This window comes from Dyadobacter bucti, assembly GCF_005869225.1.
Lineage (GTDB): Bacteria > Bacteroidota > Bacteroidia > Cytophagales > Spirosomataceae > Dyadobacter > Dyadobacter bucti.
The window spans coordinates 447,799-472,545 of record NZ_SWFP01000006.1 but is presented as its reverse complement, the minus strand read 5'-3'; the positions used below and the strand labels follow the sequence as shown (position 1 = coordinate 472,545).

The following is a 24,747-nucleotide window of genomic DNA, read 5'->3' as shown; positions in this document are numbered from 1 at the left end:
TATATATAGATTAAAATATCTGAATCAATTCAAAAGAGCGGAAGTTTCTCTGCTGATCAGCGCCTCCCGGTCAGGGCCCGTTGAGATAAAAGTGATTGGCAACTTAAGCTCTTCCTCCAGGAATTTCACATAAGCCAGCAGTTCATCCGGAATTGCCTCGAAATCGTGGATACCATCCAATGAAGTTTTCCAGCCAGCGAACTCTTTGTAAACTGGTTCAACCGTATCGTCGCACAAATCATACGGAAGGTGATCCGTCAGCGAACCGTCGGGCAAACGATAATTGGTACAAACACGAATTGTGTCAAAAATCGTCAGGACATCAACTTTCATCATAATCAGCTGGGTTACCCCATTGATCATAATGGCATATTTCAACGCTGGAAGATCCAGCCAGCCGCAACGGCGGGGACGACCCGTAGTTGCTCCGAACTCACGTCCTTCTTTACGCATTTCCTCACCGGTTTCATCCAGCAATTCTGTCGGAAATGGACCGCTTCCTACCCTGGTGCAATAGGCTTTGAAAATACCGAAAACTTCTCCAACCTGGCTCGGGGCAATTCCCAGACCTGTACAAGCACCGGCTGTCATTGTTGTGGAGCTGGTTACGAAAGGGTATGATCCGAAATCAATATCAAGTAAAGACCCCTGGGCGCCTTCCGCCAGAACAGTTTTACCTTCTGTCAAAGCGTCATTCACAACATACTCGCTATCAACAAGCGTAAATTGCTTCATAAACTCAATCGCAGCAAAGAAATTTTCTTCCGAAGCAGGAAGCAAATCTGAATAATTGAATGAATAAAAGTCAAGAATAACTTTATGTGCATCCACCAGCTTCTTGTATTTATCAGCAAAGCGCGGTGATAATATATCTCCCACTCTCAAGCCGAGACGTGCTATTTTGTCCTGGTAAGTAGGTCCGATTCCGCGAAGGGTCGATCCGATTTTTGAATCACCTTTGGACTTTTCATATGCCGCATCCAGCAACGCATGCGTCGGCAGGATCAGGGAAGCTTTTTTTGATACAAATAAATTACTGATCAGGTCCAGGTTGTATTTACCCAGATTTTCAATTTCCCTTTTGAAAACAATGGGATCCAGAACTACGCCATTTCCGATGATATTCTGGATATCACTACGGAAAATCCCGGAAGGGATCTGATGCAAAACATGCTTTATGCCGTCAAATTCAAGTGTATGACCTGCATTAGGCCCCCCTTGAAAACGTGCAACGACCTGATAACGTGGTGCCAGCACATCCACAATTTTCCCTTTTCCCTCGTCTCCCCATTGAAGACCAAGTAATACGTCAACTTTCATTCAATTTTTGATTACTGAAACTAATATGGTGTAAGATAGCACTGCGAGAATTCAACACAGTCCTTATTTAAACAGATTACCTGTCTTCATGCGCCTCCGCCGGCTCTCTTGTAATTTCGTTCCGGTTCTGGCAATTTTCCTTGGTACAATTTCCATAAAAAATAAGAGAGTGATGCATCACGCTGAAGTTGAGCATTTCACCAACCATATTCTGAATAGACTGTATCCTCGGATCACAGAATTCCATAACCTTATGACAATCAGTACAGATCAGGTGATCATGTTGTTTGTTGCCATAAGACTTTTCGAATTGCGCCAGGTTTTTCCCAAACTGATGTTTGGTAACCAGATCACAATCCACAAGTACATCGAGTGTGTTGTATACCGTAGCTCTACTAACTCGATACCGCTTGTTTTTCATACTGATATAGAGCTCGTCTACATCAAAATGATCTTCCCTGGCGTATATCTCCTCCAAAATCGCAAAACGTTCGGGAGTTTTACGAAGTCCTTTATTTTCCAGGTAAGCCGTTAAGATTTTCTTTGCGGCTTCAAAATTTGGTTTGCTGGCTTGTGGCATATCTCTGATATTCTTGCGCGAAAATACGCTTTTTTACTTAAATCACAGTTACTTCGACAGTCTAACTTAAGACTGTCACTAAAAAACACCTATTTAATAACACTCAAGAATTTTAATGGTTCAATGTACTATTTGCTGCTCAGATTGGTATCAAAACGCTGCACATTATACACCCCTTCCACTTGTTCCAGCTTGCTGATCAAAATATCCAAGTGCCTGGTATCCTGAACATAAAGCTTTATATCACCATTAAAAACACCGTCTTTGGTATCAATCGTAAGTCCTCTCATATTAATGTGCAGCTCATTGGAGATAATCCTTGTTACATCATTTACCAGACCAACGCGATCGGTACCGGATAAATAAAGACCCGCCAAAAAGGCTTCTTCCTTGCCCGACTCCCATTTCGCTTTGATAATTCGATTACCGTGTTTGGACATCAGTTCCGCTGCATTAGGGCAGGTAGTCCTGTGAATCTTAATGCCCTCATTGATCGTCACAAACCCGAAAACGTCATCACCCGCGATCGGGTTGCAACATGGCGCCAGCTTATAATCTATTTTGTCCATATCGTCGCCGATCAGCAAAGTATCGCTGTCTGCACGGTCACCATGGATATGTTTGAGTAATTTGGTCAGGGCCTTTCCATCGCCTGCGGTGTTATTTTGCGTAGTATTTGCACTGGAAGCATCCGAAGCTTTTCGCTCTTTGGCTTCCTTCTCTCTTTTGAACCTTTTTAGCTCATCCAGCTGAATGTAACCTTTCCCGATGCGGTAGAAAAAATCCGTCGTCGTTTTACATTCGAAAAACGCGCGCAACTGGTTGGTTACCTCGGCAGTGAGGTCGATCCCCAATACTTTAAGCTTTTTCTCGACCATCTGCCGGCCATCCGTTTCATAGCGACGGTTGTCTTCTTTCAGGAAATCCTTGATCCTGGCCCTCGCTTTGGACGTAACAACAACCCGCAGCCAGTCCTCATTGGGTTTTTGTTTGCTTGACGTGATGATCTCAATCTGGTCCCCATTGTTCAACACATAACTTATAGGTACCAATATCCCCCCCACTTTTGCAGCCATACAATGCGCCCCTACCTCCGAATGGATGTCAAATGCGAAATCCAGAGCCGTTGCTCCGCTTTGCAGTACTTTCAGTTCTCCTTTGGGTGTAAATACAAAAACCTCCTCATTGAAGAGGTTGCTCCTGAATTCATCCAAAAATTCGATCGCCGCGGTTTTATCGCCAAAACCATTTTCGAGGGTTTCCCTTACCTGCGTAATCCACTGCTCAATATTGCCCCTGACCTTCGTATCATTTCCTTTGTACTTCCAGTGCGCGGCATATCCTTTTTCAGCAATTTCGTCCATGCGGGATGTCCGGATCTGCACCTCTACCCACTGGCCGCTTTTGCTCATTACCGTTGAATGTAAAGACTGGTAACCATTGGCACGCGGGGTACTTAAAAAGTCTTTTAAACGGTCCGGGTTTGGCTTATAATGATCCGTAACAATGGAATATGCCTGCCAGCAAATTGCCTTTTCCCGGTCATTTTCAGCGGAAGATTCAAGGACGATCCTGATGGCGAAAAGGTCATATATTTCTTCAAAAGGCTTATTTTGCTTCCGCATTTTGTTCCAGATCGAATAAATCGATTTGGGACGGCCTTTTAATATAAAATTCAATCCGGCGGCTTCCAGGTCTTGAGCGATCGGTTCCATGAACTTGGCAATAAACCGGTCACGTATCCCTTTGGTTTCCCTTAATTTTCTGGCAATTGCGCGATATTCCTGCGGCTCGGTATATTTCAGATACAACTCTTCCAGCTCTGATTTGATACTGTAAAGTCCAAGTCTGTGCGCGAGGGGCGCGTAAATAAAGATTGTTTCGGAGGCGATTTTCAGCTGCTTATCGCGCGGCATGCTGTCGAGCGTACGCATATTGTGCAGCCTGTCGGCCAGCTTCACAAGAATTACCCTTACGTCATCCGAAAGAGTAAGAAGCATTTTCCTGAAATTCTCGGCCTGCTGCGATGTACCATATTCAAACCTGCCGGATATTTTGGTAAGCCCGTCGATGATTTTAGCGACCTTTTTACCAAACAAACGCTCGATGTCTTCGATACCCATGTCGGCATCTTCAACAACGTCATGCAGAAGCGCTGCGACAATCCCGGTGGTACCTAAACCAATCTCTTCAACAACAATCTGAGCTACGGCAAGCGGATGATATATATATGGTTCGCCCGACCTGCGACGCATGTCTTTATGGGCATCAACCGAAGTATAAAAGGCTTTTTTGATTAATTTCGCGTCATTATCCTTCAAAAACGGCTTGGCTGTCCTTAACAGTCTTCGGTATTTTTTGAGGATATCCTTACGCTCCTGTTCCAGGTCAATGGTGAGGGATTCAACGAGTTGCTCCACTGCTATATTTATTTGTATGCTTCACCAAAATAACAAATTTTGACGACATTATTCAATATGATTTTACCAAAAGATAAAATTTTCAAAAAAGTTTGGATGTATATAAAAAATAAGAATACCTTTGCACTCCCAATTCAACAAAAGGCGTTGCAAACGGGTAAATAAGTGAGCGGGCGTGGCGGAACTGGTAGACGTGCTAGACTTAGGATCTAGTGCCGCAAGGCGTGGGGGTTCGATTCCCTCCGCCCGTACGATTAAGGGAATGACGGGGCTTGAGGTTCCTATCTGGTTTTAAGAAAAAGATGAACTGCTCCGTAACAAACCCGTCAAATGCCCTCAGGACATTGTTTTGAGGGCATTTTTGTTTTTCTTTTCTGTTTTAATCTAAAAGGTATTTACCAACATAGCATAGCAGCACATGGAAGTTTTGTTAGAAAAAAATTCGCCGACTTTAGCCTCTTTAAAAGTAAAATTGTCTAAAGACGACTATCAGCCCAAAGTTGATAAAACCATTAAGGATTATTCTAAGCGCGTGAATTTGAAAGGGTTCCGCCCTGGCAAAGTACCGTCCCATGTTATTCAGCGCATGTATGGTAAAAGCATATTAGTTGATGAGGTGAACAACCTTCTCAGCAACGCGGTAAGCAGTTACATCAGAGAGAACAAACTTCAGGTAGTAGGCGATCCTGTTCCTGATCGTGAAAAAGCCGAATCCGTAAACTGGGACAGTCCAAGTGACTTTGAATTCAGCTATAACCTGGGTGTTGCAACGGATTTCGAAGTAAACCTTTCCGAGCTGCCAGCCGTAAAACGTTATACTATTAATGTGGATGACGCTGAGCAGACAAAGACAATTGAAAGCCTGCGCGAGCGGTTTGCAGAAACCACACATCCTGAAACCAGTGAAGCCGGTGATATCCTTTATGGGGAACTGAAACAGGAATCAAGCGAATTTACTACCCGGACTGCTATCCCTACCAAACAGCTGAACGACGAAAGCCTCGCGAAATTCATTGGTGCTAAAAAGGATGATGTCATCACTTTTGATATCCAGAAAACTTTCAAGGACGAAGCTGCAATTGCGCACGTAACCGGAAAGAAAAAAGAGGATACCGCAGAACTTTCCGGCGATTTCACATTGGTTGTTGAGGATGTAACCCGTCAGGCCCCTTCGGAATTGAATCAGGAATTTTTTGACAAAGTACTTGGCGCAGGTCAGGTAGAATCGGAAGAGCAATTCAACAAAAAATTGCTGGAGATCATCAAAGGAAACTACGAGCGCGAAACGGAAGCACTTCTGCGTCGCGATATCGAGCAATCCCTTTTAGACAATATCGCTATTGAACTGCCGGGAGATTTCCTTAAAAATTGGTTGGAAAAAACCAATGAAGGCAAATTCACCCGTGAACAAATTGAAGAACAATTCGGTGATTTTCAGAAATCCCTGAAATTGAGCCTGATCAAAAATAAGATCGCTGATACCGAAGGAATTAAAGTGGACTATCCGGAAATCCTTGAATTTACCCGTAATATGGTAAAGGGACAGTTTGGCATCTACGGCGACGATGAAAATATGAAGGAGACCATCGACCGCGTTGCACAGGGATATCTTGCCGACAAGGAACGCGATAATTACACCAGCGTATTTAACCAGGTTTTTGATAATAAGGTTTTGGATGTGATCCGTAACCAGGTTTCAACAGACGAACAAACTGTGGAAGTAAGTGAGTTCGAAAAACTTGCAAAAGGAGAAGAGGCAGAAGCCTAATCTTTTCGAGAATATTTTTTTTCACCGTCCCGGGTATCCCGGGCGGTGTTTTTTTTAAAAGCCTATCCGTTCCCGCTGCTGGCCGATCTCGCGGATAACCCCTTCCCCAAGCCAGTGCCTGAACTTCAGTTTCCATTGATCGAGTTCGTTTTGAAGTCGGCTGTTCGCCGCAAGCAGCCGGGTATTTTCCTGCCTCAGCCACTCCGCTTCGGACATTGACGAAGATTCGAACCCTAATAAGTCCGGGAGAGGGACATCAAGTAGCTTTGCAATATTTTCGACGCGTGAAACCGACAGCTCGGTACGCCCTCGTTCCAAATCACCGTAGGCAGTTGTGGACAATCCCAGCATATCAGCCATGTTCTCTTGGGAAAGGCCTTTCTGCAATCTGATTTGCCGGATTTTCTCTGATAAGTTAGATGCAATGTTCATAGCATATTCGATTTGTAAAACATTTTGCTCTGCAATTTAATCAGGACATTTATAGATGACTCTCGCAATTTTCGACAATTTATCACTAGAATTGACAAGGATTATTCAATGAAATAATCAAATTTGTAGCAGGCAAAGATTCAATACACTTGCCTTTTACATAGAAACTAACGGAATGCACATTTTGTTCTGTCAGATAATACCCTTTAATTATAAACCAATCATAATTTAAGTTTATTCATGAATCACGGAAATGAATTTAGAAAATATGCCGTTCACCACCTGGGAATGAACGGTCTTACAGTTGACGGCTACGTAAACCACACAGTTGAAAATATGACCCGCTCGGTCATTGAGGAAAGACCGATGAATTTCCGCGAAGTGGATGTATTCTCCAGGCTGATGGCCGACAGGATCATTTTTATGGGAACCGGTGTAGATGATAATATTGCCAACATCATCGTTGCGCAGCTTCTGTTCCTGGAATCGGCCGATGCAAAAAAGGATATCCTGATGTATATCAATAGCCCGGGAGGTTCTGTATATGCCGGACTCGGGATTTATGATACGATGCAATATGTCCGTCCTGATGTTGCGACAGTCTGTACAAGTCTTGCTGCTTCTATGGGGGCAGTACTTCTTGCGGGTGGCGCGGCAGGAAAGCGTTCTGCACTCCCTCATGCACGCGTAATGATCCACCAGCCATCCGGCGGTGCGCAGGGAACTTCTGTGGACATAGAAATTACCACCCGCGAAATCGTAAAACTTCGCCATGAATTGTACGAAATCCTGGCGAAACATACCGGCCAGACTCCTGAGCAGATTGCCCTGGATTCGGATCGTGACAAATGGTTGAAAGCTGATGAAGCAAAAGATTACGGACTGATCGACGAAGTTTTGACCCGCGATAAGTAACCGCAATATTATTTCTTTTTTGTTGTTAAAAATGCCTGAATGATTGTTATTCAGGCATTTTTACTATACGGCTAGACCGGTATTTGGTAACACGGCTAAAAATCCGGAAATTTGTAAAAAGAGTTTGACAAAAACCGGAATTTAGGAGGGTTACTTTCAAAAGAAACAATAATCCCTTTTTTCTTGTTAAAATAACTTTCATTCAAACATTATCATGCCGGAAATTACAAAACGGCTAATTCCATAACTGTTAAATCGAATCAATGGCACAAGTAAGTTGTTCGTTCTGCGGACGCAAAAAGAACGAGGTAGATTTATTACTCTCCGGGATTGATGCACACATTTGTAACCACTGCATTGCCCAGGGGCATCAGGTCATTACAGAAGAACTAGGATCCAAAGAAGATAAAAAAGAAAAGAAAACAAAGCTACCCAAGCTCAAACCAATTCCTCCCACGGAAATCAAGCGCTTTCTTGAACAATATGTGATCGGACAGGACGAGGCAAAACGTTCTTTGGCGGTGGCTGTCTATAACCACTATAAACGTCTTAACCAGGTTGTTACAGAAGATGATGTTGTGATTGAAAAATCGAATATCATCATGGTGGGCGAAACCGGAACCGGTAAAACTTATCTTGCCAAATCCATAGCGAGAATTCTGCAGGTCCCTTTTTGTGTTGCCGATGCTACCGTAGTGACGGAGGCAGGTTACGTGGGTGAGGACGTTGAAACAATTCTGACAAGATTACTTCAGGCGGCTGACTATAATGTGGAAGCGGCTGAGCGCGGGATCGTTTACATTGATGAAATTGACAAAATCGCCCGTAAATCCGACAATCCGTCGATTACCCGTGACGTGAGCGGCGAAGGCGTTCAGCAGGCGTTGCTGAAATTGCTGGAAGGATCTTCGGTAAATGTTCCACCACAAGGTGGACGTAAACATCCCGACCAGAAAATGATCACGCTTAATACAGAGAATATTCTTTTTATCTGCGGCGGCGCATTTGACGGTATAGAACGTCACATCGGTAAGCGGATCAATACCCGTCCGATTGGTTTTTCTGGGGATAACAGGATCATCGAAATATTTGACAAAGGAAATCTGATGCGTTACGTGACTGCGATGGATCTTAAATCATTCGGGCTTATTCCTGAATTGATAGGCCGTCTGCCTGTATTGACGCATTTGAACCCGCTCGACCGGGATACTTTGCGCAGAATCCTTACCGAACCAAAAAATGCTTTGGTAAAACAATACAGCAAACTATTTGCGATGGAAGGTATTACGCTGCATTTCGAAGATGCGGTTCTTGATTTCATCGTAGACCAGGCCATGACTTATAAGCTTGGAGCCCGGGGTCTGCGTGCGATTTGCGAGTCAATTATGACGGACGCCATGTTTGATCTGCCGTCTCAAAAAGAGATTAAAGAGTTTACGCTCTCGCTCGATTATGCAAAAGACAAATTTGAGAAATCCTCAATGTCGCTGCTCCGGTCTGTTGCCTGACAATTATTATTTTCTCAGAACGCCCCGTATTTCAACAAAGAGTACGGGGCGTTTTATTTTTTATGCCAATAGTACTATTTTGCAGAAAATTGAATAAAATAATGACAAACTGGCTAGCGAATAAATCGATTGTAATTATTGGCGGAACGACGGGCCTCGGGCTTTCTGCGGCTGCGGCTTTTGTTAAAAATGGAGCAAACATCGTAGTCGTTGGCCGTAATCCTGAAAATTGCCTTGTCGCTGAGCTCCAGCTGGGAAGCAATTCCCGGGCGAAGCAGGGCGACGCTACGCATCCGCAAACAGCCCTCGATGCTATTCAGCTCTGCATACGGGAATTTGGGAGTTTTGACGGGCTGTATCATGTTGCCGGCGGGAGCGGGCAGCAGTTCGGGGACGGGCCGCTGCACAATTTGTCCCTCGATGGATGGAATAAGACACTTGACCTTAACCTCACTTCCCTTATGTTGTCCAATCAGGCTGCGATCAGAACTTTCCTGGGAATGAATAAAGGTGGTTCCATCCTTAATATGAGTTCGGTTCTGGGTTTTTCCCCCGCATTGCCCTTTCCAAATCATGCCTATGCAACCGCAAAATCCGCAGTGATAGGTTTTTCAAAATCAATAGCAGCTTCCTATGCATCAAAAAATATCCGCGTCAATGTCCTGGCGCCCGGCATTATTGCAGGAGCTGAAAATATCACCGACCAGTCCGAAAAGTTTGTAACCTCCAAGCAGCCACTGGATGGCGGACGTTTGGGATCTGTTTCTGACCTCGACGGAGCCGCCGTCTACTTTATGTCGGACAATTCCAGATTCGCTACGGGGCAAGTACTGACCATCGACGGTGGCTGGGATGTTGCCGACGGTCAATATTGAGTGGCTGCAATAGACTCTGGTGTGAAGAAATTGAAATGAACGCAGAGAAGAACACTTTTTTTCTTTTATTCGCGTAAATTCGTTCGATCGGTTCAAAAACTGATTGCCTTTCATCACTCACAATTGAATTTCTATGGCTACCGGACCAATTGTAACAATTACAATAAATCCTGCTCTCGACAAAAGCTCCAATGTGTCACGCATTGTGCCGGACAACAAATTGCGCTGTGAAACACCTAATTTCGAAGCCGGAGGCGGAGGTATTAATGTGGCCAAAGCTATTCACAGACTTGGGGGAAATCCAGTTGCCATATTCACTATAGGCGGACCAACTGGCCAGAGACTTCATAAACTTGTCAAAGCCGAGGGGGTAGAAACGATGGTTATTGAAACCAAACAGTGGACCCGTGAAAATTTCCACGTACTGGAAACAAGTACAGGTTTTCAATACAGGTTTGGTATGCCGGGTACGGAAATGATGCCCACCGAGGTTCGGGCAATTCTCGAAACATTGGAGGAATTTGATCCGAAACCTTCCTACATTATAGCCAGCGGAAGTCTTCCGCCGGGCGTACCGGAAGACTTTTACGGACAAATTGCAAAAATAGCCGCTAAACAGGGTGCCCGCTTTATTGCAGACACATCCGGCGATGCCCTACGATACGCAACTGAAGCCGGAGTATATCTGCTGAAACCCAATATAACCGAGCTTAGCGAACTTGTTGGCGTAGACAAGCTGGAGATGGATGAGGTTGATGATGCTGCGCGTGCACTGATCATCCGCGGCCAGTGCGAGATTGTAGTTGTATCCATGGGTGCTATGGGAGCGATACTGGTCACCGAAGACCAGGTTGAACATATTCCGGCACCACCCGTTCAACCCAAGAGTACAGTAGGTGCTGGTGATAGTATGCTTGCAGGCATAGTCTGGACACTTTATCAAGGAAAATCTTATAGAGAAGCAGTTAGGATGGGTGTCGCATGCGGATCTGCTGCAACTATGAATTCCGGTAGCGAATTGTTTAAAATGCAGGACGTAAACCGGTTGATGGATTGGTTGAACAGATACGGAAAAAGATACTCTGCCAGCTAAAAATGGCCGTTTATTGGATCCGTTCACTACACAATAGTAAGAAGTTATTCATGCTGTCTTTTCCAATCAAAAAAGAATTGTCATGCAAGAACAACAATCCCGTCGGCAGTTTACAAAAATAGCCGCAGCGGCAGCCGCCACAATGACCTTCAAACCATTTTATATCCTGAATGCCAAGCCAAAAGCAGATGGCGAAGTGATCGGTCATGGTTCCCATAAGTATAAAGTTCATCAAGGCTGGGGAAATCTGGATGCTTCCAAATTTCCTGTGAATAACTGCCACGAAATGGTGCAGGACAGCAAGGGCCGGCTTATTATGGTCGGTGACGAGATCAAAAACAACATCCTTATTTACGACCGGTCGGGCAAGTTGCTTGAAAGCTGGGGACATGAATTTCCTGGTGGCCATGGACTTACGCTCTGGAATGCCAACGGCGAAGAATCTCTCTTCATTACCGACCCCAATACAGGGAAGGTATTTAAGACGGATTTGAAAGGCAAAATCCTGTTGACTATTGAACACCCCTCAAAAGCCGGTGCTTACAAAGAAGCTGATCCATTCAAGCCAACGGAAACAGCAATCGGCCCCGACGGAACAATTTACGTTGCAGACGGTTACGGATCACAATGGATCTTACGATATACACCAAACGGCGAATACATTGACAAATTTGGCGGATCCGGAGACGGTGATGCCCAATTCTCAACCGCTCACGGCGTAGCTATTGACTATCGTGATAAAGCGAATCCTACTCTTCTTGTAACTTCCCGGGCTCACAACGCTTTCAAACGTTTTACACTGGACGGTAAATACATCAGCACATTATTCCTTCCAGGTGCGTTCGTATGCAGGCCTGTTTTTAAGGAGGACACGCTTTTCGCTGGTGTATGCTGGTCAAGATTACGTTATCTGAACCAAACACCAAACTCCGGATTTGTCACTATCCTGGATAAAAACAACAAGGTAGTTTCAAATCCAGGTGGTACAAAACCAACATACGTGAACGGTGAGTTACAATTGATGATTCAGGACAAACCGATTTTCATGCATTGCCACGATGTATGCATAGACAATGACCATAACATCTACGTCTGTCAGTGGAATGCAAAAAAGACCTATCCTGTGAAATTGGAGAGGGTTTAAGCCAAGTGCAGTCAGGCTGATTGATGATCAACGAACCAGCCTGACTGTCACCGCATTGATCAGCATCGTTCCGATAGTCAGAATTCCGTACGCCATGCCAATAGGCATCTGGGGTACGAGCCAAAAAACCCCCACCAGAAAGGCTGTAAATCCATATCCCGCCAAAAGAAGTCCGTAAAGAATTCTGGTCGCCGCATTGGAACCCTGCTGAGCATGGGTAAAAACTGCTAGCGTAGAAGTCATGATAGGGAACGGCGTCAAAATCCCACTCCAAGTAGGTCCGAGAAAATCTGCCGCCTGCGTTAAGATGACCACGAAGAAAGTCGTCACAAGCATCCTGAGAGGGATATCGTACACTGGCTGCTTTTTTACATCAGCATTCCCTTTGGGCTTTGGAAAAAAATAAAGTACCGAGGTAAGCATTACTAAATTTAAAGCTGCCGCCGCAGGAAGAGACACCGCCCTGCCCAACGACAATAATGCCACAGCAAAAAAAGCAAGATAACTGATCAGTACTGTCGGAAACCATGACAAACGTGGAGAAACAATCGCGTATACCAGGGCAAACAGAATTGTTCCGACAGAGCCCAGTAACGCCGAAGTAATGGTAGAAGCAGCAAAAAGAGCCCCGTGTTCCAATGCAATAAAAAAGGAAATAGGGCCTGCCACCCAGGGAAATCCGCCTATCAAACCGCCAAGGCCCTCTCCCCACCTCCTGACAGCAAGCGTTACACCGGCAATCAAAGGCGGCATTAAAAGTATTTTCGTAATTAACAGGTCAGACAAAATCGGAAAGAAAAATTAACGGTGCAAATTTACGATCCGCCAGTCAATACCGCCGAAAAATGATAAAATAGTTGCAAAAATTTCTTGCAACAAAGTTGCATTACTGGTACTTTTGCAGCACTTTCAAGATTTTCGATGAACCGTCTTATATTCAGTGCTTTAATAATTCTTATTGCCAGCAACGTTTTTGGTCAAAAAACAGACTGTGAATGTTTTGTAAAAGGGATTGTCAAGGATCAACATACTAACTTGCCTATTGTTGGCGCAACAGTACTTGTGGTTGGCCAGAACAACGGCGTTTTTACAGATGAAAAAGGCAGGTACCAGCTTGGCAATCTTTGTCCGGGAAGGTATACGCTGGAATGCCGCATCATAGGTTACAATTCATTCCGGGAAACACTCGATCTGACTGAGGGACATGAAGAAAATTTCAGCTTGCTGGAGCAGGAAGTCCACCTGAAAGATGTGGAAATAACAGCACACCGGTCGAATGCCCCCTCTTCCCAGCCTTTGAGTACCATCAGCGGAAGCGATCTCGAAAATACCCGGGGACAAAACCTTGCAGAAAGCCTGAAAGGACTGAGTGGCGTAACAACTCTTCAGACAGGATCTTCCATCTCAAAACCGGTCATACACGGACTCCACAGCAACCGCGTGCTGATTATGAACAACGGGGTGCGGCAGGAAGGCCAGCAATGGGGCTCGGAACATGCCCCCGAAATAGATCCTTTTATTGCGACCAGACTATCTGTAGTGAAAGGCGCAGCTGGTGTACGGTACGGCTCAGATGCAATCGGCGGGGTGATCCTGGTGGAACCTGAGGAACTGCCATTTGACAAGAGTCTGACTGGGGAGGTGAATATGGTCGGGTTTACAAATGGGCGACAGGGTGTTGCGTCGGGAACCTTACAGGGAGGATTCAAAAACCTGAAGGGTTTTGGCTGGCGCGCACAGGGTACTCTGAAGCGCGGCGGAAACATCAGAACGCCAAGGTACTTTCTGGATAATACCGGAATCAGTGAGAACAACTTTTCACTGGCTGCTGGTTATCGCAATAAAGGATTTGGAATTGATATCTTTTATAGCCGTTTTGATACCAAAATCGGCATTTTCTCAGGTTCGCACATTGGCAGCGTAACAGACCTGCTTAACGTGATCCAGAATGGAGAGCCTTTTATTAAATCAGGTTTTAGTTATCAAATCGGTCGGCCAAACCAAAATGTTACGCATAATCTCCTAAAGGCAGAGACCCACTACCATTTCCACAATGGCAACCGTATTCAATGGACCATTGCCAGGCAATTTAACAATCGGAATGAATATGACCTCCACGTACCTAGGAATGACTCCATAGCCGCGCTGAACCATCCCGAGCTGAGTTTTAAACTAACTACCTTAACAAACGATATCGTTTGGGACCATAAACCTATTGCAGGAAAGCTGGCAGGACAACTGGGGCTTAGTACACTTTATCAATACAACTTAATGGATGGCCGTCCCTTGATCCCGAATTTTAACCAGTTTAATATTGGTATTTTCTGGATGGAAAAGTATGTTAAAAATAACTGGGAACTGGAAGCCGGCATCAGATATGATTACCGGACGTTGAAATCCTACCGTATCGTAAACCGGGAAAAGGTGGCTGATGAATTTTCTTTTTCAAATTTTTCCGGCACGCTTGGCGCTACCAGGACATTTTCTGAGCATCTCTCGGCCAGGCTCAATGTCGGCTCTGCCTGGCGTGCACCTAACGTAAGTGAGTTGTTCAGTGACGGCGTACATCACGGCGCGGCAGCCTATGAAAAAGGCGATGCTACCCTGAAACCGGAAAAAGCACTCAACACCATTGCAAGTGTCAAGTATTCTGACGCAATTGTGACATTCGAAATTGGAGGTTATTACAATTTTATATCCGATTTTATTTACCTGAAACCTCAACCAGAGCCAATTTTAACTATACGGGGTGCATTTCCCTATTTTAAATACACTCAAACAGACGCAACGTTCAAAGGGATTGACGTGTCGGGAAGCTGGCTCTTTACCCGGAATACAACCGTTTCAAGTAAGCTAAGCTATCTGAGGGTTTACGATCAGCGGAACGACAGTTATCTGGTGATGATACCTTCCAACCGACTCGACAATCAATTGAAATATGAATTCCCTGATTTGGGAAAATGGCAAAAGGTTTTCGTTTCCGTGGGAAATCTTTTGGTAGCCAGGCAAAAACGTGTGCCCGAGGCCAGCGACTTTCTCCCTCCTCCAAAAGGTTATTCACTGTGGAACGTACAGGCAGGAGGCTCTTTTAAGATCGCTGAAAAACATGAGCTTGAGGTAGGAGTTTCAGTACAAAATCTCTTCAACACGGTTTACAGAGACTATTTAAACCGTTTCAGGTATTATGCGGACGACATGGGCCGCAATGCTTCCCTTCGCCTTAAATGGAAATTCGGGGGCTGAGATTATTTACAATTCGGGCAGATTCCCTGGATTAGCAAATTGAAATTTTCAGGCTGATATCCTTTTGGTAACTGAACCGCCGGGATATGCAGATTTTCCAGACAATTTGTTTCCCCGCATTCATTGCATTTGAAATGGATATGATCGTGGTGATGCTTTTCTTCGGAGCAATTCTGCGAACACAATGCATAACGCAGCCCTTCGTCGTCCAAAACCTTATGAATGATACCTTTTTCCAGGAAAGTTTTCAGGGTCCGGTAAATGGTAACGCGATCGTAATTTTCCCCCAAAACACCTTCAAGGTCTCCGTGCGAAAGGGCATTCTTTTTATTTATAAATGTGGAAAGCACATCCTCTCTGCAAGTTGTAGTGCGAAGATGGTGTCCTTTTAGCGTCTCTCTTAACTGGTCCATTGTTTCCAACAGTTAAATTATTAATCAGGTGTCACAACTGTAAAACCCTTCGCATCAAAGTTAAGTTCTATGACCCAAAGTTTCCAATTCTTTTCCACAATCGTTGAAAAGCCGGTTTCGTTCAATCTGAAAAATGGTGTGCAACTCTGTTGCAAATGAACAGACTTAGTTGTATTTTTGCAACGTTATTGTATTTAGCATGAAAGCATCACACGCACATGGCAAGGCCGACTACATTGGGATTCTGGGTTCTGTATTATGCATAATCCACTGTCTTCTCGTACCTGCGCTTGCATTTGGAACGACTTTGAGCCAGGACCATCACGTTCACTCAGGCCTTATCTCTCTGGATTATCTTTTTATCCTGATCAACGGTGTCGCGGTTTATTATGCTACCCGTGAGCATAAGTCACTTCCTGTAAGAATTCTGTTGTGGGGAGCTCTGCTGATATTTTCAGTATCCCTCATTTTCGAAAACCGTCATGCCGCTTTCACCTGGCTGGGATATGTAGGATCGGGTTTATTGATTATCGGACATCTGATCAATCTGTATATCTGCCAGATCGCCCCGAGGCTGAAATTCAAGCTTTTTTAATTCTTTCTATTTATCGTATTGCACTTCGTACCGGCTGAGGTCCGGACGCACAAGCCTTTTGCGGTTAAGCTCGTAGTCGAAGATGGTTTTCCCGAGATTCGCCAAAAACGGAAGTCCTACCGAATCGTATTCATATTTATCATCATTGAAAATCTGGTCTTCGTTGCAATAGATCACGGCCGTCAGCATAAATTCGATCCCTTTCTCAAAGTCTGCTATGTAGGCATTATCCAGCAAAAACCCATAGGCATCTCCGGATTTGTTGAAGAGACGGATATGCCTCGGAAGACGTGTTTTAGTTGCCCCGAATAACAAAAATTTTGTATAGCCGTCGTAATAATCGTCGGTATAGCTGGCGGGGAAACTGGTCTCCACCGGAAACTGCGACATATATTGGTATAAAAACTGGTAATCGTCCTTTGTCAGATTAAAGCGCTGCGATGGTGACACATCTTCGGGGAAAAACAAAGCTTTTAATAGTTTGTGCTGTTCTTCCAGGGCAAAGAAATTCTTGGCAGCAAAGTCAAAAGGTTCATTGATCAGTTTTCCATCTTTAATATAACCGTTACCCCAAAGAATTGGCTGCGGCGAAGTATAATCCTTACTACTATACGCAGCGGGTTGGTCGTAAATTACCTTCTCGTCTTTTTCAAAGCGGGCAGGATTGGTATGCCTGTTATCCTCCACACTTGCCGGTATTTCCAGGCGGTGCGTGATTCTTGTATTCTTATAACCTTTTTTCCGGAGGGAATCATTAAATTCCTCCTGCCCGATAAACTCATACAATCTGTTAAAAGCGTCATTATCGCTTGCCAGTAGTATTTTTTTTGCATAATGGGCCACGGAAGGCAACCCGTCTTCGGAACTGCTATCGCTCGAAACAGCAGTCTGCCCAGGCCTGGCAGCGCCTGTGAACATGGGCGTATACTTGTCTATTCCAAGGCGGTTGAGCTTTTCAAATGCAAGGGCAACTGCAGAAAGTTTTACGGTGCTGGCCGGGTAGAAATAGTCGTCACTTTTTACGTGATAGCCATGCGTCGTAAAATGTGGTACGTTCTTACGGTTCCTGTCGATTCGGGTATAAAGTATCTGGACTTTGTACTTTTCCTGATTTTTTAAAATTTCCGAAAACCGTTCGGGATGTTTTTTAAGGAGTTTTTCTAAAAAATTATCATCCTGAAATTGTGCCGTTGACTGCAAAGCAAACATTTGTAAAAGCAACAACAGCAACAATTTATAGTGTCTAAACAAAGTCATGAACAATCCGGGCACGTGTAAAACGAAGATACTATATTTATTTTAAAGCGCTCGCAGAATTATATTTTACTGATTCGGGGCTTTACTTATTTAAATATAAACTATGGCGAATAATGGAGGATAATAAATTGCGCAGTCGCGGCTGGTTTGGAAAGTCTGGAAAAGACGGATTTATATACCGTGCGTGGATGAAAAACCAGGGATACCCGGCGGATGTATTTGAAGGCAGACCGATCATCGGTATTTGTAATACTTTTTCGGAATTGACACCATGTAACGGGCATTTCCGTGAACTGGCCGAAGCCGTAAAACGCGGGGTTTGGGAAGCAGGCGGGTTTCCGCTGGAATTTCCTGTAATGTCCCTGGGCGAAACCCTGATCAAGCCAACAGCTATGCTCTACCGTAACCTGGCAAGTATGGATGTCGAAGAATCCATCCGGGCGAACCCAATCGACGGTGTGGTTTTGCTGTGTGGCTGCGACAAAACGACCCCATCGCTGGTTATGGGCGCTGCAAGTGTAAATATTCCTACCATTGTGGTATCCGGCGGCCCTATGCTGACAGGCAGGTACCGCGGCAAAACCATCGGGACAAGCGACGTCTGGAGGTTCAGCGAAATGCACCGCAAAGGAGAGATTTCCCAGGAAGAACTCACCACCGCAGAAGCCTGCATGTGTCGGAGTAATGGTCACTGCGCAGTGATGGGCACCGCGTCGACGATGGCTTGTATGGTTGAATCGCTCGGACTCACATTGCCGGAAAATGCGGCTATTCCTGCTGCCGACTCCCGCAGGAAAGTGCAAGCGCATTTGACCGGACGCCGGATTGTAGAAATGGTAAAAGAAGACCTGCGCATGTCGCAGATTTTAACGAAAGAAGCTTTTGAGAACGCAATTATGCTGAACGCGGCAATCGGTGGCTCAACAAATTTCGTGATACATCTCCTGGCAATTGCCGGTAGGATCGGTGTGGACCTTTCACTGGACCACTTCAATGATCTCTGCTCAAAAGTACCGCTGTTGCTTAATTTACAGCCTTCCGGCGGTTATTTCATGGAAGATTTTTATTACGCGGGAGGGCTGCCCGTAGTGATTAAGGAAATGATCGGGATGCTGCACGATAATGTGATCACCGCCAATGGGAAAACAATGGCGGAAAACTGCGCCTCGGCAGAATGTTTTGACACCGATGTGATAGGTACTTTGCAGGACCCTGTGAAAACGCTGACAGGACTGGCGGTCGTCAGGGGTAACCTGGCCGAAAATGGAGCGGTGATCAAGCCCTCAGCCTCTCTCAAACCTGAATTGATGCAACACCGTGGGAAGGCGGTTGTTTTCGAAGATATAGACGATTACAAAGCGCGTTTGGACGACCCGGATCTCGATGTAGATGAAAACAGCATCCTGGTACTGAAAAATGTGGGGCCAAAAGGATATCCGGGAATGCCGGAGGTCGGTAATATGTCCCTACCCAAAAAATTGCTCGCACAAGGTGTAATTGATATGATCCGGATATCCGACGGCCGTATGAGCGGCACCGGGTTCGGAACAGTTGTGCTGCACGTCTCTCCGGAAGCTGCCGTCGGCGGAAATCTTGCTTTGGTGCAGGACGGAGACTTTATTGAACTTGATGTAGAAAACAGAAGGCTTCATTTGGAAGTTTCGGATGAAGAACTTTCCCGCCGCCGCTCTTTTTGGCAGCCACTGGATATGGGTTATAATCGCGGATATGTCAATCTTCATATCAACCACGTTACCCAGGCCCATGAAGGAGCTGATCTGGATTTCCTCAGGGGCGGTTCAGGCGATAAAGTGACCAGAGATTCTCATTGATATTTTTCCCGGAGGAAATAGCACCTCCGGGAGTCTAACTTTTGAATATAAAAAAATGCATAACCAGCTATTCGACAACCAGGTGGCAATCATTACCGGCGCCGGGCAGGGGATCGGATTTGAAATAGCCAAACAACTTGCTTCCCAGGGAGCGGGTATTATCCTGAATGATGCTGACGAGACACTAGCAGCCGAAGCTGCACGTACCATCAGAGATAAGGGTGGAGAATGTGTTGCTTTCGCAGGAGATGCATCGAATCCCGAAATTATTGAAGGAATGGTGGATGAGTCGATAAAGTGTTTTGGCAAACTTACCATAGCTGTTGCCAATGCCGGCATTACCCTGTTCGGAGATTTTTTTGAATACCCGGTTGAAAGTCTCAGAAAAGTGCTGGAAGTAAACCTGATGGGATCTTTTATGCTTGCCCAGGCCGCCGCCCGGCAGATGCGTCTTCAAAAAGAAGGTGGAAGGATCTTGCTAATGTCATCTGTTGTCGGGCATCAGGCGCATCAGTTTCTCGGCGCCTACGCCATGACAAAAGCCGGCCTCGAAATGCTTGCCAAGAATCTTGTTCTTGAGCTCTCACCGTACGGTATTACCATCAATAGCGTTGCCCCGGGTGCTACTCTCACGGAAAGAACGCTTGCCGAAGATCCCACTTACCCCAAAATATGGTCGGCGATCACCCCTATGGGCAGACCCGCTATTTGCGAAGACATTGCGAATGCGGCCTTGTTTCTGCTTTCACCTTTATCAGGACATATAACCGGGCAAAGCCTGGTGGTTGACGGCGGATGGACATCTGTGAGCCCTCTTCCTGACCTTAGTAACCTGGATGTAAAAAAAACAAACCTGGGCTAGTCGCCCAGGCCTTGTGAAAACAGCTGCGCCTCCAGATCATCAATATTTCCGTCTTTTGAAATAAATAACTCTCTCGGTTTCGCGGAAGCAAACGGCACGACAGTCATGAAACTCCTGTACTGTTCGTCCGTAATTATTTTTAAGGTCAAAGCTCTTTTCAAAACCATTGGAAACGGTACTTTGAAGAAATTGGCAATATCTGCGGCAAGAAATCCGGGAATTTTAGAAATATCATTCCTGAAAAAACTTTCTACTTCTTCGAACGGAAGCAATGCTTCAAATATCAATTGCTCGGAGCGGGCCGCCAGTGAGTTTGTATTGTAATATAATGAATGCAGGCCCAGAGAAACAGTTAATAAATGAATGTGGTAATTACGTTCATTTATTTCCGAAGCAGCATTTACAAATACCCAACCTTTCTGACGAAAAATCGCTGAAAATCCTTTGAACGCAAGGTCTACGTTGTGGAGTTGCGCAATTTTGATACCTTCGGGGTAGGGTAATTTGTGGCCGATCTGATGTACAATATCCTGGGCATAAGAAACATCCGCTACTTCACCCGCAGGCTCTATCATCCAGTCACCGTTAACCAAACCGTTAAAAAGATGGTCAGCCAAACGCTGGCTTTCAACTTGCCCGAGTTGCAGGACGATACGGTTTCCTCTAACCGAAAAATCAAGTGAAAGCTGGTTTTTAGGTTGTTTTTTTGGCATAGTGCATATAGAGTTGAGGTGAGAACCTCAAAGATACGTGCTAAGAATTTCCACTCCAATAGCCTTTCTAATTTTTATCTCCACTGCAAAGTATTGAGAAGCTGGATCATGTCTTTCCGTAGATAATCAATAACTGGAGCTAGGGAGTCGTTCTTTGTCGCGGTCGGGAAATAGATAGCCCCTCTCAGAAAATGCCTGGAACTATCCGTAGTATAAAACTGATACGGACTTGGCACATCTCCTTCAATCCTGAAAATAACCGCCGTTTTTCCACTTTGGCTTAACACCCTCTGTTCCTGAATCGATGACGCCCGGATCTGATGTTTTGTAGTCAGCTTGTATGAGTCTTCGATAAAATCTTTCAGACTTTGAGGGCTATTGTTCAACGGTTTGTAAGTAAGCTGGATATTTGCTTTAAAAGCAGGATAGTTTACAAAGATCCAGTCTTTCCCCGCCATTGGAAACGTATCCGGCACTACCTCCGCGTACTTTGAAAATTCAAATGTATAAGGATGTATCTCGGTAAGTTTCCGGTAAGCGTGCGCCGGGAGGTCAATTCGGTTATATCCTTTGGGTTTTGGCACGTAATTCTTTTCTTCTTTCCCGCATGAAAACGCAGCGAAAATAAGAACTGAAATTAGTACGGAATGGAGAAATAGCTTAAACATGCGATTGCAGGGGAATCCAGAAAATAAATGATTGCGCAAAACTAACGAAAAGGCGCATACATTATTTCCGGGTTCTTACTCGACTGTTACCGATTTGGCAAGATTGCGTGGCTGGTCTACATTACGTCCGCGCATCACAGCGATGTAGTAGGAAAGCAGCTGCAACGGGATCACTGATACCAGAGGAGTCAGAAGCTCATGCGTCTTTGGCACCTCGATCACGAAATCCACAATTCCCGGAATAAAGGTATCCCCCTCAGTAATTATAGCGATTACCCTACCCTTCCGCGCTTTTACCTCCTGAATATTGGAGACTATTTTCTCATAGGAACTATCCTTTGTGGCAAGAAAGACAACCGGCATATCTTCATCAATAAGCGCAATGGGTCCATGCTTCATTTCGGCAGCGGGATATCCCTCGGCATGTATATAGGAAATCTCTTTGAGTTTAAGCGCGCCTTCCAATGCCACAGGGAAATTAAGGCCTCTTCCCAGATAAATAAAGTTGCGGGCATAGGTAAAAATGAACGCGATCTCCTTAATCTTTGATGCGTTCTCAAAAACCTTCTGCACTTTGGCTGGAATTGCTTCGAGTTCCAGGAGCAACTCCTGGTAGGTCTCGATGGAAATTGTCCCTTTCCTTTTGGCAACAGCAATGGCCATTAATGCAAGAACTGTCACTTGCGCAGTGAAGGCTTTTGTACTCGCCACTCCAATTTCAGGTCCAGCATGTGTATAGGCACCGGCATGCGTTGCCCGTGCAATCGACGAGCCAACCACATTACAAACACCAAAAATGGTCGCTCCCTTGGACTTGGCAAGTTCAATAGCTGCCAGTGTATCAGCGGTTTCCCCGGATTGTGAAATAGCTATGACAATATCATTTTCGTTAATCACAGGATTTCTGTAACGAAACTCAGAAGCATATTCTACTTCCACATTGACGCGGGCCAGCTCTTCGAACAGATATTCCGCCACCAGGCCGGCATGCCAGGAGGTTCCGCAGCCTACGATCACGATCCGGTTTGCGGCAGCCAAGTTGTCAAGATGATTGTTGAGTCCGCCGAGCAGTAACTGACCTTCCCCTGCATGCAATCTTCCGCGCATGCTATCGGTAATGGAACGTGGCTGTTCAAATATTTCTTTGATCATGAAATGCTCATAACCTCCTTTTTCAATGGTATCCAACTCCATTTCCAGCTTTTGGATATAAGGGATGGTTTCTGTGTTGTCAAGATTCTGGATACTCAGCTTACCATCGTTCACTACGGCTACTTCGTAATCATCCAGATAAACCACATTTTTGGTGTACTCAATAATCGGTGTTGCGTCGGAAGCAAAAAAGTACTCATCCACTCCTATCCCAATTACCAGGGGGCTTCCTTTTCTCGCAGCTATGAGTTGCCTTGGATTATCCACCGACATCACAACTATGGCATACGCGCCGACAACCTCTTTAAGCGCCAGTTTTACAGCCGACTCCAGAGAACCGCCAGTCTCCCACTGAATATCTTCAATAAAATGGATCAGAACTTCTGTATCCGTATCGCTGAGAAAAATATGTCCTTTCTTGATCAGGTTTTGTTTGATCGAGGAATAATTTTCTATAATTCCATTGTGGATGATGGATAATTTTCGGTTGTTGGAATAGTGCGGGTGGGCATTTACATCGTTTGGTTCTCCATGAGTAGCCCATCTGGTGTGACCTATACCAATGGTGGCTTGCAGATCTTTTCCGGCAAGCTCGCCTTCCAAATCCGCTACCTTTCCTTTTTTCTTGTAAATATTCAATTTGTTGTTTTCCAGGAGCGCGATGCCAGAGCTGTCATAACCACGGTATTCAAGCCGTTTTAATCCCTTTAGAATTAAAGGATATGCTTTCCTGTTTCCAATATAAGCCACTATTCCGCACATAATTTCGAAAATTTGGTTTAAGTGTATGTTTAACTTGACATACAAATTAATATCAATCAAACCGTCACGACAAGACAATTTTCAATTAAATACTAAAAAATATCCAATTTAGATTGAGTGTTCGTACACATGACTGATATTAAATCTGAAACATAATCGAAAAAAGGCATAAAAAAAGCGGCCAAAATAGCCGCCTTCATTTCAATCACTTCATGTTATCACTAGTTCATCAAATCCGTGTACAGATTGTAGTATGATTCAGAGAACTTTTCATCCTGCTCGTCCAGTTCGACGCGCTTAGGAGCATTGTTGAAAATTTGATTCAGGCTTTCGCTGCAATGGTCGTCAGCTTTCAAAACTGCATCGGCATATGCACAGCCTATTTTAACAAAGCCTTCAAAATCCGCTGAGTGCAAATGTGCCAAAGCCTCATCACTCACATCCATCGCTTTCGCTTTGTTTTGTAAATCCGCATCGAATTTGAAATCAAACGCATTGTTGTGTACTGTAAAAACACTTTTCGTATCCTTAAACATCGGATCGTTGCGATAAGTTGTTTTCAGGTACAATGGGATCAAGGCAGTCATCCAATCATTGCAATGCACCACATCCGGAGCCCAGCCCAGTTTTTTTACTGTCTCCAACACACCTTTGCAAAAGAAAATCGCACGCTCATCATTATCATCATAAAAATTATTCTCCTTATCAAAGAATACTGATTTACGGTGAAAATAATCGTCATTGTCAATGAAGTATACCTGTAACTTCGCATTTGGTATGGAAGCAACTTTGATAATCAGTGGCTTTTCTTCATCTCCTACGGTAATATTTATTCCTGACAGTCGAACTACTTCATGAAGCCGGTTTTTGCGTTCATTGATAAGACCAAAACGGGGAACAAGAATTCTAATTTCTGCACCTCGTTCCTGCATTGCCTGAGGAAGTTTTCTTACGTAATCGGCAACATCGGTGGTTTGGAGGAAGGGGTTGATTTCACTGGCTACATACAAAATTCGTAGTTTCTCCATAGATCTTTTAGCAGTTTGTGAAAAAAAGTTTTGCAAAATTATACAAAAAAAATCGCAAAATCAAAAGATATTCCAAACTAATTGTAATATTGCGTTCAGTTTGGCATCTCCCAGTCCAAAATTTTCCAATCGGTACACGCGCTTTGATTTTCTTAAAAAAGCGAACT

21 protein-coding genes and 1 tRNA gene are annotated in these 24,747 nt (G+C 44.7%); 11 read left to right on the top strand and 11 right to left on the bottom strand.

Annotated elements, in window-relative coordinates; translation table 11 throughout:
* Positions 1–24 precede the first annotated feature (24 nt).
* From FBF61_RS21755 to FBF61_RS21745, 3 genes are all read right to left on the bottom strand, one after another.
* Positions 25–1,320 (bottom strand): adenylosuccinate synthase, encoded by a 1,296-nt coding sequence (locus FBF61_RS21755; protein WP_138481284.1) that lies wholly within the window; start codon positions 1,318–1,320, stop codon positions 25–27.
* A gap of 76 nt (positions 1,321–1,396) precedes the next feature.
* Positions 1,397–1,900 (bottom strand): Fur family transcriptional regulator, encoded by a 504-nt coding sequence (locus FBF61_RS21750; protein WP_138481282.1) that lies wholly within the window; start codon positions 1,898–1,900, stop codon positions 1,397–1,399.
* A 128-nt stretch (positions 1,901–2,028) separates the two neighbouring features.
* Positions 2,029–4,320 (bottom strand): RelA/SpoT family protein, encoded by a 2,292-nt coding sequence (locus FBF61_RS21745; protein ID WP_138481280.1) that lies wholly within the window; start codon positions 4,318–4,320, stop codon positions 2,029–2,031.
* 169 nt (positions 4,321–4,489) lie between these two features.
* Between FBF61_RS21745 and FBF61_RS21740 the strand changes: the two genes are divergently transcribed.
* Positions 4,490–4,571: transfer RNA gene (locus FBF61_RS21740), tRNA-Leu, on the top strand.
* A gap of 167 nt (positions 4,572–4,738) precedes the next feature.
* Positions 4,739–6,088, top strand: a complete 1,350-nt coding sequence (tig, locus tag FBF61_RS21735) for a trigger factor (protein ID WP_138481278.1) — start codon at positions 4,739–4,741, stop codon at positions 6,086–6,088.
* Between the two features lie 54 nt (positions 6,089–6,142).
* On the opposite strand, the gene FBF61_RS21730 is transcribed toward tig, so the two are convergent.
* Entirely contained in the window at positions 6,143–6,520 is a 378-nt protein-coding gene (locus tag FBF61_RS21730) for a helix-turn-helix domain-containing protein (protein WP_138481276.1), read from the bottom strand.
* Positions 6,521–6,760: 240 nt separating this feature from the next.
* Between FBF61_RS21730 and FBF61_RS21725 the strand changes: the two genes are divergently transcribed.
* The 5 genes from FBF61_RS21725 to FBF61_RS21705 all read left to right on the top strand — a co-directional run bounded on the left by FBF61_RS21725 (position 6,761) and on the right by FBF61_RS21705 (position 12,055).
* Positions 6,761–7,435, top strand: coding sequence for a ClpP family protease (locus tag FBF61_RS21725; RefSeq protein WP_138481274.1), 675 nt, complete (start codon positions 6,761–6,763; stop codon positions 7,433–7,435).
* 263 nt (positions 7,436–7,698) lie between these two features.
* Positions 7,699–8,943 carry an ATP-dependent Clp protease ATP-binding subunit ClpX gene (gene clpX, locus FBF61_RS21720; protein ID WP_138481272.1) on the top strand — a complete coding sequence of 415 codons (1,245 nt, stop codon included), beginning with the start codon at positions 7,699–7,701 and terminating at the stop codon, positions 8,941–8,943.
* A gap of 101 nt (positions 8,944–9,044) precedes the next feature.
* Positions 9,045–9,818 (top strand): SDR family NAD(P)-dependent oxidoreductase, encoded by a 774-nt coding sequence (locus FBF61_RS21715; protein ID WP_138481270.1) that lies wholly within the window; start codon positions 9,045–9,047, stop codon positions 9,816–9,818.
* A 133-nt stretch (positions 9,819–9,951) separates the two neighbouring features.
* Entirely contained in the window at positions 9,952–10,911 is a 960-nt protein-coding gene (locus tag FBF61_RS21710; protein ID WP_138481268.1) for a 1-phosphofructokinase family hexose kinase, read from the top strand.
* A gap of 82 nt (positions 10,912–10,993) precedes the next feature.
* Positions 10,994–12,055 carry an NHL repeat-containing protein gene (locus tag FBF61_RS21705; protein ID WP_138481266.1) on the top strand — a complete coding sequence of 354 codons (1,062 nt, stop codon included), beginning with the start codon at positions 10,994–10,996 and terminating at the stop codon, positions 12,053–12,055.
* Between the two features lie 27 nt (positions 12,056–12,082).
* On the opposite strand, the gene FBF61_RS21700 is transcribed toward FBF61_RS21705, so the two are convergent.
* Positions 12,083–12,808, bottom strand: coding sequence for a hypothetical protein (locus FBF61_RS21700; protein WP_138481264.1), 726 nt, complete (start codon positions 12,806–12,808; stop codon positions 12,083–12,085).
* A gap of 168 nt (positions 12,809–12,976) precedes the next feature.
* On the opposite strand from FBF61_RS21700, the gene FBF61_RS21695 reads away from it, so the two are divergent.
* Complete coding sequence (locus FBF61_RS21695) at positions 12,977–15,298, top strand: TonB-dependent receptor (RefSeq protein ID WP_138481262.1); 2,322 nt, start codon at positions 12,977–12,979, stop codon at positions 15,296–15,298.
* Positions 15,299–15,300: 2 nt separating this feature from the next.
* Here the strand turns inward: FBF61_RS21695 and FBF61_RS21690 are convergent, their stop codons facing one another.
* Positions 15,301–15,711, bottom strand: a complete 411-nt coding sequence (locus tag FBF61_RS21690) for a Fur family transcriptional regulator (protein ID WP_138481260.1) — start codon at positions 15,709–15,711, stop codon at positions 15,301–15,303.
* A 199-nt stretch (positions 15,712–15,910) separates the two neighbouring features.
* Here FBF61_RS21690 and FBF61_RS21685 point away from each other — a divergent pair, with 199 nt between their 5' ends.
* On the top strand, positions 15,911–16,306 hold the full coding sequence (locus FBF61_RS21685; protein ID WP_138481258.1) for a MerC domain-containing protein: 396 nt from the start codon (positions 15,911–15,913) through the stop codon (positions 16,304–16,306).
* Between the two features lie 6 nt (positions 16,307–16,312).
* Here the strand turns inward: FBF61_RS21685 and FBF61_RS21680 are convergent, their stop codons facing one another.
* Positions 16,313–17,563: a serine hydrolase gene (locus FBF61_RS21680; protein ID WP_138481256.1), complete on the bottom strand. Its 1,251-nt coding sequence runs from the start codon at positions 17,561–17,563 to the stop codon at positions 16,313–16,315.
* Between the two features lie 113 nt (positions 17,564–17,676).
* Between FBF61_RS21680 and FBF61_RS21675 the strand changes: the two genes are divergently transcribed.
* Both FBF61_RS21675 and FBF61_RS21670 read left to right on the top strand, forming a co-directional pair.
* Complete coding sequence (locus FBF61_RS21675) at positions 17,677–19,395, top strand: IlvD/Edd family dehydratase (protein WP_138481254.1); 1,719 nt, start codon at positions 17,677–17,679, stop codon at positions 19,393–19,395.
* A 55-nt stretch (positions 19,396–19,450) separates the two neighbouring features.
* A complete protein-coding gene (locus FBF61_RS21670) occupies positions 19,451–20,257 on the top strand; it encodes an SDR family NAD(P)-dependent oxidoreductase (protein WP_138481251.1) in 807 nt (268 codons plus the stop codon).
* Here the strand turns inward: FBF61_RS21670 and FBF61_RS21665 are convergent.
* The 4 genes from FBF61_RS21665 to FBF61_RS21650 all read right to left on the bottom strand — a co-directional run bounded on the left by FBF61_RS21665 (position 20,254) and on the right by FBF61_RS21650 (position 24,580).
* Positions 20,254–20,970 (bottom strand): hypothetical protein, encoded by a 717-nt coding sequence (locus tag FBF61_RS21665; protein WP_138481249.1) that lies wholly within the window; start codon positions 20,968–20,970, stop codon positions 20,254–20,256. The genes FBF61_RS21670 and FBF61_RS21665 overlap by 4 nt on opposite strands.
* Positions 20,971–21,044: 74 nt before the next feature.
* Positions 21,045–21,638 carry a gliding motility lipoprotein GldD gene (gene gldD, locus FBF61_RS21660; RefSeq protein ID WP_138481247.1) on the bottom strand — a complete coding sequence of 198 codons (594 nt, stop codon included), beginning with the start codon at positions 21,636–21,638 and terminating at the stop codon, positions 21,045–21,047.
* Positions 21,639–21,713: 75 nt separating this feature from the next.
* Positions 21,714–23,552 carry a glutamine--fructose-6-phosphate transaminase (isomerizing) gene (gene glmS, locus FBF61_RS21655; protein ID WP_138481245.1) on the bottom strand — a complete coding sequence of 613 codons (1,839 nt, stop codon included), beginning with the start codon at positions 23,550–23,552 and terminating at the stop codon, positions 21,714–21,716.
* A gap of 221 nt (positions 23,553–23,773) precedes the next feature.
* Complete coding sequence (locus tag FBF61_RS21650) at positions 23,774–24,580, bottom strand: glycogen/starch synthase (RefSeq protein WP_138481341.1); 807 nt, start codon at positions 24,578–24,580, stop codon at positions 23,774–23,776.
* Positions 24,581–24,747 lie beyond the last annotated feature (167 nt).